Genomic DNA, 15,124 nt, shown 5'->3' on the forward strand with positions numbered 1-15,124 from the left:
CTGGTCTGCGCCCCTGGCTTTGGGTATCATACGGCTCCCGCGTTTCAGGGCCTATAGCTCAGTTGGTTAGAGCAGGGGACTCATAATCCCTTGGTCGTAGGTTCAAGTCCTACTGGGCCCACCACAGTTTCCCGTCTTTCAGGTCTTCTCCAGACCGCTTCAGGGCATGAGAGCCTGCCTTCAAACTGCCTGTGCTCAAGCACTAGCTTCCCCAACTGATGCGTTTCGAACTCACGAGCCCGAGGGTTGTGCGATGCGGCCTGCGCAGGCGAATGGGTAGATCTCTTTGGCAACGGCCGGCCGGTTCGGTTCATTAGTGCTGTACGAAGACCGATAGCCCACCTGGCCGATGAGGCATGCGTCAGGACCAAGGGATTATGAGTCCCCTATGCTTAGAGATGGGCTTTGAGCCCCGCGCACGATTTTTACCCCTGCGTATATCGCGCAGGGCATCAGCGTGCATAATCGTTACATTCGAATGTGATGAACCATAGCCGAGCCATCGAGGGAAGGGGGCAGTACGGGGATATGCTGGTCTACAACGCCACCAAGCAGCAGTTCATCGATGATGTGCGCGCCAATGTCATTACCGACACTATCAATAACGAGGTGGCTCGCCGGCTAAACCGCAACTCGCCCCGTAATGAGATGCTGTCCTGGGAAAACTCGCTGCGCTTCATGATGAGCGCTTTGCTCGATGAAGGTATCCCGGCTTCGGCGGGTGTGGCGATCGAGTACAACATCCCGCTGACCAATCGACGTGTCGACTTCATTCTTACGGGTAAGAATCCCCAGCGGGCCGATACTGCTGTCATCATCGAGCTGAAACAGTGGGAGTCCGTCGAGGTGACGAAAAAGGATGCCATCGTCAAGACTCGCCTGGGCAAAGGAGTGCGTGAGACCAATCATCCCTCGTATCAGGCGTGGTCTTACGCAGACCTCATCAATGACTACAACGAGACGGTGCGGTCGGAGTCGATCCAACTGATGCCCTGCGCCTACCTGCACAACATGAAGCAGGGAGACGCCATCAATGATGCCTTCTACTCCCATCACACCGGTCGAGCGCCTGTATTCATCTCGCCGGATGCCCTGAAGCTCTCGGCATTTCTCAGCCAGCACATCAAATACGGCGATAGCGACAACATCATGTATCGCATCGAGCACGGGGTGATCAAGCCGAGCAAGAACCTTGCGGATGCCCTGGCCTCGATGATGGATGGTAACGCCGAGTTTCTGATGATCGACGAACAGAAACTGGTCTATGAAACAGCACTCGATCTCGCCCATCGGGTCGCCAAGGGCGGCAAGCAGTGCCTGATCGTCAAGGGCGGCCCGGGCACCGGCAAGTCGGTGGTCGCGATCAACCTGCTGGTGGAGCTGACGAAGCGTGAGATGATGACGCAATACGTCTCGCGCAATTCGGCTCCGCGCGAAGTGTTCAAGAAGCGGCTTACCGGCACGCGCAAGAAGACCCATATCGACAATCTGTTCAAGGGCTCGGGCAGCTACGTCAACGCCGAGCCGGATACCTTCCACGCGCTGATCGTCGACGAGGCACATCGCCTGAACGAAAAGTCCGGCATGTATCAGAACCTGGGCGAGAGCCAGATCAAGGAGATCATCGTCGCGTCACGGCTCTCGATCTTCTTCATCGACGAAGCGCAGCGTGTGACGTTGAAAGACGTGGGTACGGTCGAGGAGGTTCGGCGGCGGGCAGCGGAGTGCGGCGCCGAGGTCAGTGAGCTGGAGCTGGCCTCGCAGTTCCGCTGCAACGGCTCGGATGGCTATCTGGCCTGGCTCGATCATGCGCTGCAGATCCGTACCACGGCCAACACCGACCTGGAGGGCATCGACTACGACTTCCAGGTATTCGATGACCCGAGCGCCCTGCGCCGCGCGATTCTCGACAAGAACCGCAAGGCCAACAAGGCGCGCATGGTCGCCGGTTACTGCTGGCCGTGGGCGAGCAAGAAAGACAAGCACGCCATGGACATCGTCTTCCCCGAGTACGGCTTTGCGGCCCAGTGGAATCTCGATGACGACGGCATGCTATGGGCGATTGCCGATGCCTCTGTCGAGCAGGTTGGCTGTATCCACACCTGTCAGGGGCTCGAATTCGACTATGTTGGCGTCATCATCGGGAACGACTTCGTCATTCGCGACGGGCGGGTGGTGACGGACGCGGCCAAGCGCGCCAGCCAGGATCGCTCGGTGCACGGCTACAAGACGCTGCTCAAGCAGGAGCCGGAGCACGCCCGCAAGCTGGCGGATCAGATCATCAAGAACACCTACCGCACGCTCATGACGCGGGGCCAGAAGGGCTGCTATGTCTATGCCACGGACCCCGAAACCCGAGAATATTTCGCGGCCTTTGCACGCGACTCCGCCGGGCAAGGTGAGGATACCGCGCTGGAAGAAGCGCTGGATGGCTTGCACCTGCCTATCGTGACGCGCGAAGACGCCGAGCCGTTCGAGCGTCATGTGCCCGTCTATGACTTGAGCATTGCCGCCGGTCAGTTCAGCGAAATGCAGATCGCCGACGCCGAACACTGGATCGAGCTGCCGGAGCATCTACGCATGAGTCCCGACCTCTTCGTCAGTCGGGTGGTGGGGGAGTCGATGAACCGGCGTATACCCAATGGCGCCTGGTGCCTGTTCCGTGCCAATCCTGGCGGCACGCGGCAGGGCAAGGTCGTCGTGGTCCAGCATCGCTCAATCGAAGACCCGGATTACGGCGGTAGCTTCACGATCAAGCTCTATCAGAGCGAGAAGATCGAGGCGTACGGCGAGTACGTGAACCAGCGCATCGTGCTGAAGCCCCAGACCAACGCCTTCGGCTACAAGGATATCGTGCTCGAGGATGAGCTCGAGGACCTGAAGGTCATCGGTGAATTCCTCTCCGTGCTGTGAGCGAGTGGGCGGCCGGATGGTCGCCAATGCCGATACCGGCTGGATAGAGAGCGGTAGAGCAGGCATGCTCACCGCTATCCGATACCGCAGAACCAGGTGACGCTAGATGCCAGACCCGTTCAAGCAGCTCCGCGACGCCATGGACCAGTTCGCCACCGAGCGCGACTGGGACCAGTTCCACTCGCCCAAGAACCTGGCCATGGCGCTGACGGTGGAGGCAGCTGAACTGCAGGAGTGCTTCCAGTGGCTGAGCGAAGCGCAGTCCAGGGAGCTGGATGAGCAGCAACTGGCCGCCGTGCGTGACGAAATTGCCGATGTTCAGCTGTACCTGATCCGGCTGGCAGGCAAGCTGGACGTGGATATCGAAGCGGCATGCCGGGCGAAGATGGAGAAGAATGCGGAGAAATATCCCGCCGACCAAGTGAAGGGAAGCGCGAAAAAGTACACGCACTACCAGGATTAACGTGTGTGGCCGCTTTGCCCCCAGCAGCGGCCTTCTCGGCTAGCTTTGTCCCTCAAGCTACCTCCCGCTGAATTCAGCCTCTAGCAAGGCCGAAGACTCAGCTTTCGGTTTAAAATTTGCGCTAAAAGCGGTCTTTAATGGCGATTCTGTGCTTGAAAATAAACCAAGGTGGTTTATTCTTCACTCTGAAGACGGAATTTAAGGCCGCTTTTTCACGTGAAAATAAACCGGCTGCTGCACAAGATCCCGTATGGCGCCGTCGTGACGACCGCCTGGCTGGCGTCACACGGCGTCACCTCTGATCAGGCGCGTAAGCTGGCCGGCAGTGGCTGGCTGCAACGCGTGGGGCACGGCGCCTACTGCCAAGCGGGGGAGCCTCTTACCTGGGAGAGCGCTGTTTTCGCCTTGCAGGCGAGCGACGACACGGGCTTACCACCGCTTTGGCCGGGTGGCCAGACGGCCCTGGCACTGCATGGCTTTGCCCACTACCTGCCCATGGGGGAGCGCACAACGCATCTATATGGCAAGGAAGCCGTTCGGCTGCCCCGGTGGTTGAGTGATGCCGAGTGGGCAGGGCGGATGGTGCTCCACTCTGAAAAGGGCCTGCCGGTGCAGCTTCCCGGCAGCTTCACGGACTACGCGCCGGATGGCAGGGCCTTCAGCTTGCAGGTATCGACCCCCGAGCGAGCGGTCCTGGAGTGGATCGCCGTGACGCCGAATGCGCTGCTGTTCAGCAGTGAGCTGGTGGACACTTTCGGCGGGCTCAATACGCTGCGCCCGCGCCGGCTGCAGGCATTGCTGGAGGGGTGCCGTTCGGTGAGAACCAAGCGTGCCTTCCTGGTGCTGGCTCGCCACGCCGGGCATGCCTGGTACGGTCGTCTGGAACCACGCCGACTGGACCTCGGCAAAGGCAAGCGGCAGCTCTGCCAGGGCGGCAAGTTGGATAGGGAATATCACGTGACGGTGCCGGAGGCGTTCCTGCATGCCGATTGAAGCTCGCTACCATGAACAGGTCAGGCTGTTGGTCTCGCTGCTGCCTTTCCTCAATGACGAGCCGTGCTTCGCCCTGAAGGGCGGTACGGCCATCAACCTCTTCGTGCAGCCATTACCCCGTCTATCGGTCGACATCGACCTGGCCTACCTGCCGCTGGAGCCCCGTGACGAGGCGCTGCGACGCTGTCGCGATGCGCTGAAGCGACTGGCAGAGACTTTCAGCGCCCGACTGCCAGGCGTGCGAGCCGAGCTCCAGGATAATCGCCGAGACGAGCTGAGAATCCTGGTGCGCCGAGGGCGTAGCCAGGTGAAGGTGGAGGTATCGCCGGTACTGCGTGGCACTCTGCACCCGCCCCAGGAGCGCGACGTCGTTGAAGCCGTGGAGGACGAGTACGGCTTTGCGGCGGTGCAGGTGGTGTCACTGCCGGACCTGTATGGCGGCAAGATCTGCGCCGCGCTGGATCGCCAGCACCCCCGGGACCTTTTCGATGTGAAGCTGCTGCTGAACCAGGGCGGCCTGGATCGCAGTGTATTCGAAGGTTTCCTGGTCTATCTGCTGGGGCATCCCAGGCCCTTGAACGAAGTGATCAACCCACGGCTGAAACCGTTGGATGACGTCTACCGACAGGAGTTTGTCGGGATGGCCAGGGTTGACCTTCAGTTGCAGGAGCTGGAGAGCGTCCGTAATGAGCTGCTGTCGCGGCTGGGGCAGCTGATGACGGATGAAGACGTTCGCTTCCTTCTGTCCTTCAAGCAGGGGGCGCCTGACTGGACGCTGCTTCCGCTGCCGGGTGTCGATCGGCTGCCAGCCGTGCGCTGGAAGCTCGCCAACATTCATAACATGCATTCGGATAAGCACCGACAATCACTGGAGCTGTTGGTGCAGGCCTTGGGCAGACTTCGACAATGATGCGGCGTGCCCTGGCGGATTAACGGCCTAAGTAGACTTCTCCTTATATCCTTTAAACGCTAGGCTGTTACGTATAATTACGCCACGCGCAGGGGATGACATGGCGAACAGCAGGGAAGCTCAGTCCCAGTGGAACGTCACCAAGGTCATGTTTGCCGGCGGCTGGGAGTACGTCGGCTGGCTGGAATTGCCCCACTATCGCCTCATCAAGCTTGAGGAGGAACGCCTTCTCCTGGCAGTGGCTGGGGAGGACTACGGCCTTACTTCGGTCAACGATGCTCGCTCTGGCAAGCCCCGCGACCCCGAGAGGCAGCGCCTGGCCGAGATCATCAACCGGCTCAACGATCTTTACGGCCCCGAGGTCAGCGATGACGACAAGCTGCACTTCGCCAACGGCATAACCGACCGCATCGAGCGCAAAGAAGTGGTTAGGGCTCAGGTGCGCAATCACAGCGAAGACCAGGTGATGCACGTCCTATTCCCAAAGAAGGTCACTGACGCCGTGCTCGACGTCCTCAGCGAACATAAGAGGAAACAGGGCGGCAATTTGCGTTGTTGATACTCAAGTTGCTGGCGGGCAAGTCAGCGCGAAATGTGCAGGCAAACAAATGAGCTGTCGACTTACCGGTCAGAAAATGCGTGAAATAATGAGGGTCTGCCACCGATTTTATAAATTTTTCGACACCGCCGCGACGGCGAATGTGAAACATGAGGTCGTGAACTCCTATAATAAGCTGATGGATTTGATTTGCTGGAAAAAAGTAAATCTATTAAGTCAGTTGCAAATGACAACCATGAGGCAGGGATATGTCAAGCAGAGAAGATAGGGTTATAGAGAGGGAGCTTGGAAACGTTAAGCTGTGTTTTTCATCTAATAGAGATGATCTATTAGTTAAGAGCTTCGAGAAAGTTTCAGAAGCTGTCAAAGAGTCTTGGAGAACTTCTCTAAAAGTTACTCCTGTCGACGCGCTTGACCCCTGTTATGAAATTAAAAGCTTACGGCAGCCTCAGGTTTCAGCACTATATTCTATTTTGTCTCACTTGACTGGGCACGAAAGAAAAGATGTTACTGTTGTGATGCCGACAGGAACTGGAAAAACTGAAACAATGTTAGCTTCCATATGTGGGTTGCCGGTTGATAAAGCATTAGTAGTGGTGCCGACAGATAGCTTGCGCGAACAAACTTTCAATAAGTGTATCAGTTTGGGAAAGCTAAGGGAGTTAAATGCGATACATAAAGAAACTCTCAACCCAGTAGTTGCGTTAATCTCAGGAAGGCTTGAAAGTAATGAAGAGCTTAGTTTCCTTCTGTCCGCTAATGTGATTGTGACCACGCCGCATTCTCTTAACCTCTCAGGTCCACAGATCAAGAAAAAGCTTTTTCAAGCTTGTAGTCACTTATTTGTAGATGAAGCCCATCACGTTAAAGCTAAAATCTGGCGATCTGTGAAAGAGGCATTTTCTGGAAAAGATGTTGTTCAGTTTACAGCTACTCCGTTTAGGGAGGATAGGGAGAAAGTAGGGGGTAAGATAATTTACAACTACCCGATATCCCTGGCGCAAAAAAATGGTTATTTTAGAAACATTACTTTTAAGTCCGTGTATGAAGTCAGCGATATCATTGGTGATGAGAAAGTCGCTGAAACAGCAGTAGCTCAACTGCGAGAAGATTTGTCGAATGGCTACGATCACATCCTTATGGCAAGGTGTGAGACAAAGCAAAGAGCAAACGACGTGGGGGAGATTTACAAGGAAAATTACGGTGACTTAAATCCAGTAGTTATTTATAGCGGGATGGCTGGTCAGAAAAAAAAGTTGAAAGCAGTTGTTGAAAAAGAACACCGTGTTGTTGTTTGTGTTAACATGCTAGGGGAGGGCTTTGATTTGCCAGAGCTAAAAGTTTGCGCCTTGCATGATATACATAAAAGTCTGCCTATAACTCTGCAGTTTGCTGGGCGATTTGTGCGAGATCGTCCTGATTTAGGAAACCCTACCTTTGTAGCGAATATCTGTGACCAAAAGGTCGAAGATACTTTAAAGAGCCTGTATGAAGAAGACCCTGATTGGAATAGGTCTCTCCAAAGAATAAGCGAGGCAAGCATTAAGAGAGAGGTGGAATTCCAAGAGCTTATTGAGAATTCAGTGACAACAGGAAATGAAGTTCCGCTGGAAAATATAAAGCCTGCGCTAAGTGCAATTGTGTACAAGGTTGATTCTGCAAACCTTGATGTTGAAATATCTAAAGTGCCTTTGGAAAGAGGTGAGAAGCTAGTAGCTTCAATAAAGATATCAGATCCTAATATTCTGGTGTTAGTGACAAAGATAGATATTTCTACTAAATGGGCCCCGTTGTCTGAGCTGTCTCAAGTCGAGTGGCGTCTTGTTATAGCCTTCCATGATGAAAAGGAGGGACTCTTATTTATACATGATTCTTCTAAAACAGGAGCTAGATCTCGTTTGGTGAAATGTCTGGCAAAGAATCCAGACCTCCTGAAAGGTGATCATGTTTTCAAAAGTTTTGGTAACATCGAAAGGCTGGTTTTACAGAACGCTGGGCTTAACAAAGGTAGGCGTGGCCCTTTGCGCTATGTGATGTATACAGGTATAGATATCGAAACTGCAATCAATGACTTGGCGCAGGGTGGCTCTTACAAATCAAACTTATTTGGAAAAGGGTTTGAGAGCGGTTCGAAAGTTAGCATAGGCTGCTCTTATAAAGGTCGAGTGTGGTCTATGAGTAGCGCGCCAGTTATTGATTGGATAGATTGGTGTCGAGAAATAGGAAGTAAGCTAAATGATGATCTTATAGACCCCAATGCGATATTGGATAAGGTTATGAGGACAAGAGAGGTCAGCCATGTCCCTGACTTAGTTCCAATATGCCTGGATTGGCCTGACTATTTGTTCGAGTATGGATTCTCATCAGTAAGTCTAGAGGTGATGGGGAGATCCTATAACCTTGAGGATGCCTGTTTCTCAATTTTTGAGTTCCAGTCGGGCAAGATTGATTTTGATGTTTCTGTTGGTGGGTTTTCAGAAAAATACAGCTATACGATTTCTCAGAATGGGTATCAAGTTAAAAGGTTAAGCGGGGATTTTTTGTATTTAAATAATAAAGATGGAAAAAGGCTGTTGGAGGAGTTTTTTGATAATGAGGAATCACCTTCGGTATTCTTTGAGGACGGTTCTAAGCTATTTGAGAACTTGCATATTGTTCGTCCGGATAATTTCACAATTCCTCATTATAGAGTGGGTCTGTTGAAACAGTGGTCCTGGGGTGTCAACGTGAGGAGAGAATCCCAAGGAGAGGAAAAAAATAAAGATACTATTCAATATGCCGTAATTTCTAAAATTGTACAACAGCATGAAAGTTGGATTGTATTTGATGACGATGGAGCTAATGAGGTAGCAGACATAGTCTCATTTAGGAATGAAGGTGAAGTTTTGGTGATTGAGTTTTTTCATCTTAAGTATTCCCATGGTGCTTCCCCAGGGTCGCGCATTATTGATTTTTATGAAGTCTGTGGGCAGGTCGTTAAGTGCTGCAAATGGGTTGGCGAATTTGATAAGTTGATAGATCAGTTGAAGAAAAGGGAGCGTTCGCGTGTTAACGCTAGTAAATCTAGTCGGTTGGAAAAAGGAGAGTTTCGTGACTTTGAGTTGCTAAGACAACATGGTGGGCGCCTTAGGAAAGAATATAAGTTTTATGTTGTTCAGCCCGGTTTGGATACCAAGAATGTTAGTGCTGACGTTTTGTCACTCCTGGGTTCCATTGATCTGTATGTCAAAGAAACCACAGGGCACAACATGGTTGTCATAGGTAGTTAGTTACCGACTAGGTCCTATAAGAGAATAGAGTTTCAAGAAGCTCTTGGAGAAGGTGTCTCTTGGTTTTAATTCTTGTTCAAATGATTTCTAGACTATGGTGTAAGTTGAGGGTTGTGATAGAACTCCGAGTTTGGGTTAATGAAAAGCAACTTGCTGATACTCCCATGGGGCATTGCAGTGCCCCCCCCGCCCCTATTAGGGTGAGTTAGAGGGGAGAGCACTTCAGATGGCCATAAAGATTGGCTCCCCGCTTATTTGATACAAACCCCGGCGGGGGGCGTTTTTTGCTTAATCCCTGATTTCATGCTTGTGCCAACACCGTCACGGCGGAAATCAAACATATTCAATTTGAATGTATTGATAGTCACTTGGTCGTTGCCACTTGAATGCGCTATCAGGCGTTTGTGCCTTTCATTATAAGGAGCCATGGCATATGAACCACCAAATTCACCGCTGTTGACCAGAACGATGTATTGATACATGTGGTAGTGCAGTGCCTCTACCATTGAATCAAAGGTATTTACATCTCTGTTTAGCGCCGGGATCAATAGTGCATTAGATTTGTCTCGAAGATCGGCGCTTAATGAAATGTCGGTGGAGTCAAAGCAGATCGCAGAGGTCAGGACAAATCCGCGGTCATTAGAGAATTTTGGGTGAAGCAGCTCCAGCATCAGTTGGTACGGTCGCCATGGCTGGATGTTTATCTGCCTTTCTCCCTCCATCATATGATGTTTTCCTTGGAATCTTTGAATCTCGTTCTGGTTGCCGTTGTGCTTCCTGGGGACAATCCAGATTGCGCAGTTGTTTGGGCCTTTTACTCCAGGTTGATTAATAAAGCCAAGACCGGAAAGTACTATTGCATGAGTCTTGCGCGAAAGCTGGACAAGGATGTCTAGGTCATCATTGTGGACGGCCAGTTCTGGAAGCACTATCAGGTCAATATCCTGTTCGCGCTCTCCGTTCTTAGGCTTTTCAAGATGCTGGGCCTCGATATGCTTGGTTATTAGTGTTGCGACTCTTGCCACGTGTCGGCGGTGTTTGGTCCGATATACAGGATCATTCAATAAAATACCATGCTTAGAAAAATCATTCTGTTGGGGCATTTTGGCCTGAACCATGGCAACTTTCAGGCTGTTTTTAGTGTCTTTTGTGTTGTCCCAGTTAGGTGTGATCAACTCTGGGAGTCCTGGGATCTCGGATTGCTGGCAGTAGCTTTCTTTCAGTGTAGAAAGGCGTTTTTCCACGAGTTGTTTTACAGCTTCCACAGTGAGCGCATTCGGCCAGGAATAACCCTGATCATTCACACGAATGCCAGGCCATTTTAGCAACTTTGAAAGTAACGTCGTAAGCCAAGCCGAGAACTGTGCGGCCTCACCTACTAGAGCCTCAGGGGTAGTAAGTAGGCCGACTTGCCTTTTATATTGGGTTGATCTCAAGCCTCGGTAGCCTACGTTCGGGGTGATAGACTGACCAAATCCTGTTGGGTCATCAGAACCGGCTAGAACGGCTCTTATGCAGAGAGCTATGCGTTGCAGTATAAATGTATCGTCCAGCTCATCTTGCTCGCGGTGAAGGTGGTAGGCTAGCTGGCTAAGTGATGCATGAAATGCTAGTTCACTGATATTCAACTCGGCTTCAAAGGCTTTGAACTTAGGTGGATTCGAGTAGCTACCAAATTGAATCTTTGTCTGACCCAAGTCTATTACATCGTCAGGCTTAGCCTTCTGGAAATCGTTTTCTTTCCCCAGTAGAGCCTGCATTAACTTAAGTGCCATGATTTCATTGGCCAGAGGGTTGTCCGGCCGACTGATAAGCTTGTAGATAGCTATGTCATCCTTGATATCCTTGAGCGCCTTTGCCGATGGCTTGGTGTCGAGGTAGAGCTTGCTGTAGATCTTGTTCGTCTTGAGTTGGTTAAGCCAGCCGTACTTAAGGGGGCGAGCATGCAGTATGAGTGAACGACAGAATGCCATATCCTGGATTGCGATAAGCTCAGTTATCCCTACAGGGTCATTATGAACTTCAAGCAAAGAAGCCGTTGCTCTCAAAACAGGTTTCTGGTCGATTACCAGTTGCTTGGCAATAAGGATGCTGGCTGCAGTATCGCGAATACCGAAATTTTTAGGTAAGCTAATATTTCTGAAACCCTTGGTGAGCTTTAAGATGAAATCATAGAACGGATCAGTACTATTTTCTTCTAAGGTGGTATCAAGCCTTACTAGAAGAAGGAAACGTGCCTGGTCCACCAGGAAGTCGAATCTTTTTCGATGTTCACCTAAGCTAGGTTCAATCGTTTCTTGGGTGGCCGCATCAACTTCCACTTTTTTACTTGGTTTATCATTATCTATAGGGCGAGAAGCAATGTCGACAGCCAGATCTTGCAATACCTCGAAAAAATCATCAATATCTGCGTGAGCGGGAATGGCGTGTCTATCTTTGCGATGAATTACGGTAGCGGAGTGGCGGAAGATTTCAGCCATACAGTAATTTGCTATTTCCGCTTGTTTGGGACAACGGTCCTCCCAGAGATGATATTCATAGTCCTGAAGGTGCCGGAGCTGCTGCAGGACTGGTGTAAGAAGCTTGGTGCTCGGGAACAGCTCCAGCCCTTTTTTCAGCAGAAGAACTAGAGAGGGCTCATGGCTCCAGTTGGCGATGAAACGCCGCGCGAGCCGTTCTTGGAGATAGTCCCAGTCACCGGGTATGGGTTGACCGTTGTCATCAACTTCTCTGGCAGTAAAATGCCGGATATCGCTTAGTAGGCTCGTTACCTTATTAGCCGTGAATCGCTTCAGTGTATCTTCTCGTACATCGAAGATATCCTTCTCTACGGCTGCAAGGCGATTGAAGCGCCTAGAAGATTCGGTTTCAGATTGTTCATGGGTCTTGTTGTTTGACAGCAATAGCAATGATTCTAGTTGCCCGAGGTAGGTGTCTGCATCCTCAAGAGAGACTGGGCCACTGATGCTTGACTGGATGTCTTCCAGTGTTTTCGAAATGCCGACAGATTTCCCTCTGTAGATCTCTATCTTGGTTTTTTTTTCATTGAGCTTCAGGTTCAAATTAAGAGTGTCTAGCTCAGTTTCTATTTTTCTCTCTAACGCCTTCTTGATTGCTTTGAGATGGCTTTCCCCCTCGTTTTTCTCAGATTGTGATTTGCTTTCAAAATATTCTCGATTGGGGGCAATAACGACCAAGCGTATGTCATCGACATAACGACAATAATCGATAAGTTTGATGGGGGTGTCAGGCGGTTCCGCCAGATCAATGGTGTCACCAATAAGGCTACTCATGACACCATCAAATCCGAGCATGTAGATATTGGCAAGGAAGCCTGACGCGACTAGGCCTTGAGGTAGACCCTTCGGTGCCGTCTTGATATCAGGGGTTTGGCATACTTCAGGGAAACGCTGCTCGGCTTCCAGTGACCATTCCCACTGCTCAAATGCGGCCAGCACGTGGTCTCTGGTTGTGTGATTTGATGTTCCTGTTAATTTTTGCTCGTCAGACAGATCCCTGACTTGTTTGATGAGCTCTTTTCTGTCAACGCGGTCAAAGAATTGGCTCAGATCCAGCTCTACGAGATACACCTCTTCATCTCTCGATTTCTCTGGTAGCGCCTTGCTGGCGAAATAGTAAGGACGTTGCAAGAATCTGCGGTAGTCTCTGAAATATTTGCTGTATGTTGTGGTTGCACCGTAGCTGTGTTCGGCTTTGTCGTCTTCGTATCTGCAATAGAGTCGATTGCCGTAGCTGACAACTTCTTTATCGTGAACTTCGTCGTAAGAAGTCGTGGGATCGCCTTGGGTTGACTCCACGTCATTGGCTAGACACATCATCAGTAGAGTCATGATGGTCTGTTCGCGGATACCTACGTGCGCCAGTGGTCTCAGAGTGAGCTGTTTTTCATCTGCCGGCTTCCAGATAAGTTTGAACTCTGCAATTACTTTTTCTATGTCCCCTTTGGGCTCTATAAACCCCCATGGGCAGGCCTTGGGGGCCGGAACCAGCTCGAGAGGTTCAAACTTAAGTTTACCCTCAATATCGTGGGCCCACTCGGCACATCGATTTCGCAGATCGATGGATGAAACGTCCAGTTCAAAGTTATCTGCATACCAATTGGTGGTGCGGATATAGTCATGGGCCTTTTTCCAGGCCAATGCCAGAAGTAAGGGGTCGGTCAGGTATTTGTCATTCAGAAATAGCTGGTCATATTTTGAATTAAGTACTGGCATTTGTTTTTCCTTGATCGGCTACCTTGTCAACGAAATATTTCGGTGCCTCTTGGTTAGCCTTGGGCCTATCCTTTGATGTATTGATAGATGTGCAGCGTCTTTTCCAGGTATGGCTGACCTGGAACGCCACCACGCCTCGCACAGTCAGCTGCTCGACGACCAGCTCGCCTGAAATCATGATGATCCTTGCCACCCTCTGCGCAGCCGATGGTGTACCACACCGTCCACTTACTGTTGTTTTGCCGGTCCATAGGGCCCGTCATTGGATAGTGCCACACGTCAGGTGCGGTGTTTATGCACGAGAGGTGCCGAGGGGCCGTACTGAGGGCTCACGTGCGCGCCCCGATCTCCTGATCGGTACAGTACCGGTACACACTTAAGTTTTCTATGGTATGCTTAGATTTCGCTAACCTACTGATTCCAAAGAACTGTACCTTTCGCTAGATTTCGGTCACTTTCCCTTGGGTATCAGTAACTTATTGTTTTAAAAGCGAACTCATAATCCCTCGGCTCGTGGACTCTCTCTTGACCGAGCCCGGTATCGGATCGGTGATATAGCGCTTCCCGATACGGCTCTCTGTTACCCTTCCAGGCATTGCCCACACCTGTTCTTTGCGTGAGTGCACCTACCCAATGGCAGCCACGTGCCGCAAACAGTGACTCAGTTGATCGGCGCCGATCCAATTCGCTTTATCTATCCGAAAGCCCATACCACCCCCACCACCCCAACTTATGTGCCATTGGGAGACCGATATTGACTGGACTCCACCCCCAATTTCTGCAGCCGATAGGTGAGCTTGGCGCGAATGATGCCCAGGCCGTGGGCGGCTTGGTAGACGCTCAGACGGTAATAGGTGGCCTGGCGAATAGGTGGCTTCCCGAAAGCGGTCGGCCTGCACTGCTCATAAGAGAGCCCTGTTTACGGCGTTATCAGCGATGTGACGTGTGTCATAGACCACGGGCAGTGGGTGCCGAAGGGGTCAATAAGTCGGTCGCCTGGCCAGGCGCGCTTCCATGGCGTTGCACCTGGGGCTTGCCGTCTTCGCGGGGAGATCAGTCTTGTTCGTCGTCGTCATAATGGATGATGGAGAGCAACTGCAGGGGGACTTCATGCAGTTTCTCCGGCCCATGAGGGACTGCGGCATCGAAAGCCAGGCTGTCGCCTGGCCCCATGTCGTAGAACTGCTCTCCATGGCGATAGGTCAGGCGACCTTTCAACATATAGATGAACTCATGGCCTGCGTGGCTGAAGTTGGGAAAGACTTCACTGGCGTCATCCATGGTAATCAGAAAGGGCTCGTAGCGTTTCTTGGGGCCCTGGCGATAGCTCAGCAGCTGGTAGGTATGGCCTACCTCGGTGCCGGTGCGTACCACTTCCATGCCTTCGCCGGCCTTGACGAGCTGGGCGCCACGCCCGATCTGATCGTAATCGCTGAACAGCTTGGAAATCGGCAGGTCGATGGCGTTGCAGAGCCGACTGAGGGTGTCGAGGCTGGTCGAGACCTGGGCGTTTTCGACCTTGCTGATCATGCCCTGACTGAGACCGGCGATCCGTGCCACGTCAGAGATCTTGTACCCCTGGGAGAGGCGCTTCTGCTTCAAGGCCCGGGCGATGTGCTGTTCTAGACGCAGGCGCGTTTCGTTCTTGTCGGTGGTGACAGAGTCACTCATGGCAATGCTGGCCTTGTCGACGGCGTGAGAGCTACCAATTGTGCCAGAGTCCGGCTGGCCGTGGCACGTTCCGCCCCAGCCGGCGGCGTCGCCCGCCATCCAGCTCATCGC

The 15,124-nt window shown here is 51.9% G+C and carries 8 protein-coding genes and 1 tRNA gene; 7 read left to right on the forward strand and 2 right to left on the reverse strand.

The window, feature by feature from the left end; translation table 11 throughout:
- Window positions 1-47 precede the first annotated feature (47 nt).
- From DOM66_RS10320 to DOM66_RS10350, 7 genes are all read left to right on the forward strand, one after another.
- Window positions 48-124: transfer RNA gene (locus DOM66_RS10320), tRNA-Ile, on the forward strand.
- Window positions 125-483: 359 nt separating this feature from the next.
- Window positions 484-2,913, forward strand: coding sequence for a DNA/RNA helicase domain-containing protein (locus DOM66_RS10325; protein WP_245392410.1), 2,430 nt, complete (start codon window positions 484-486; stop codon window positions 2,911-2,913).
- A 106-nt stretch (window positions 2,914-3,019) separates the two neighbouring features.
- Window positions 3,020-3,376: a nucleotide pyrophosphohydrolase gene (locus DOM66_RS10330; RefSeq protein WP_110690067.1), complete on the forward strand. Its 357-nt coding sequence runs from the start codon at window positions 3,020-3,022 to the stop codon at window positions 3,374-3,376.
- A gap of 216 nt (window positions 3,377-3,592) precedes the next feature.
- Complete coding sequence (locus tag DOM66_RS10335) at window positions 3,593-4,369, forward strand: type IV toxin-antitoxin system AbiEi family antitoxin domain-containing protein (RefSeq protein WP_110690068.1); 777 nt, start codon at window positions 3,593-3,595, stop codon at window positions 4,367-4,369.
- A complete protein-coding gene (locus DOM66_RS10340; RefSeq protein ID WP_110690069.1) occupies window positions 4,359-5,279 on the forward strand; it encodes a nucleotidyl transferase AbiEii/AbiGii toxin family protein in 921 nt (306 codons plus the stop codon). Before DOM66_RS10335 ends, DOM66_RS10340 begins: the two co-directional genes overlap by 11 nt.
- A 100-nt stretch (window positions 5,280-5,379) precedes the next feature.
- On the forward strand, window positions 5,380-5,838 hold the full coding sequence (locus DOM66_RS10345) for a hypothetical protein (RefSeq protein ID WP_110690070.1): 459 nt from the start codon (window positions 5,380-5,382) through the stop codon (window positions 5,836-5,838).
- Window positions 5,839-6,086: 248 nt separating this feature from the next.
- Window positions 6,087-9,107 carry a DEAD/DEAH box helicase gene (locus DOM66_RS10350; protein WP_110690071.1) on the forward strand — a complete coding sequence of 1,007 codons (3,021 nt, stop codon included), beginning with the start codon at window positions 6,087-6,089 and terminating at the stop codon, window positions 9,105-9,107.
- 251 nt (window positions 9,108-9,358) lie between these two features.
- Here the strand turns inward: DOM66_RS10350 and DOM66_RS10355 are convergent, their stop codons facing one another.
- A complete protein-coding gene (locus DOM66_RS10355) occupies window positions 9,359-13,342 on the reverse strand; it encodes an RNA-directed DNA polymerase (RefSeq protein ID WP_110690072.1) in 3,984 nt (1,327 codons plus the stop codon).
- A gap of 1,053 nt (window positions 13,343-14,395) precedes the next feature.
- Window positions 14,396-15,112, reverse strand: coding sequence for a helix-turn-helix domain-containing protein (locus tag DOM66_RS10360; RefSeq protein ID WP_342588194.1), 717 nt, complete (start codon window positions 15,110-15,112; stop codon window positions 14,396-14,398).
- Window positions 15,113-15,124: the final 12 nt, after the last annotated feature.

This window comes from Salinicola endophyticus (assembly GCF_003206575.1).
GTDB lineage: Bacteria > Pseudomonadota > Gammaproteobacteria > Pseudomonadales > Halomonadaceae > Salinicola > Salinicola endophyticus.

Excerpts from the sequence above, each read along its gene's own strand:
- DOM66_RS10345 (WP_110690070.1), top strand. The coding sequence starts at position 5,380 with ATGGCGAACAGCAGGGAAGCTCAGTCCCAGTGGAACGTCACCAAGGTC.
- DOM66_RS10330 (WP_110690067.1), top strand. The coding sequence starts at position 3,020 with ATGCCAGACCCGTTCAAGCAGCTCCGCGACGCCATGGACCAGTTCGCC.
- DOM66_RS10350 (WP_110690071.1), top strand. The coding sequence starts at position 6,087 with ATGTCAAGCAGAGAAGATAGGGTTATAGAGAGGGAGCTTGGAAACGTT.
- DOM66_RS10340 (WP_110690069.1), top strand. The coding sequence starts at position 4,359 with ATGCCGATTGAAGCTCGCTACCATGAACAGGTCAGGCTGTTGGTCTCG.
- DOM66_RS10355 (WP_110690072.1), bottom strand. The coding sequence starts at position 13,342 with ATGCCAGTACTTAATTCAAAATATGACCAGCTATTTCTGAATGACAAA.
- DOM66_RS10325 (WP_245392410.1), top strand. The coding sequence starts at position 484 with ATGAACCATAGCCGAGCCATCGAGGGAAGGGGGCAGTACGGGGATATG.
- DOM66_RS10360 (WP_342588194.1), bottom strand. The coding sequence starts at position 15,112 with ATGGCGGGCGACGCCGCCGGCTGGGGCGGAACGTGCCACGGCCAGCCG.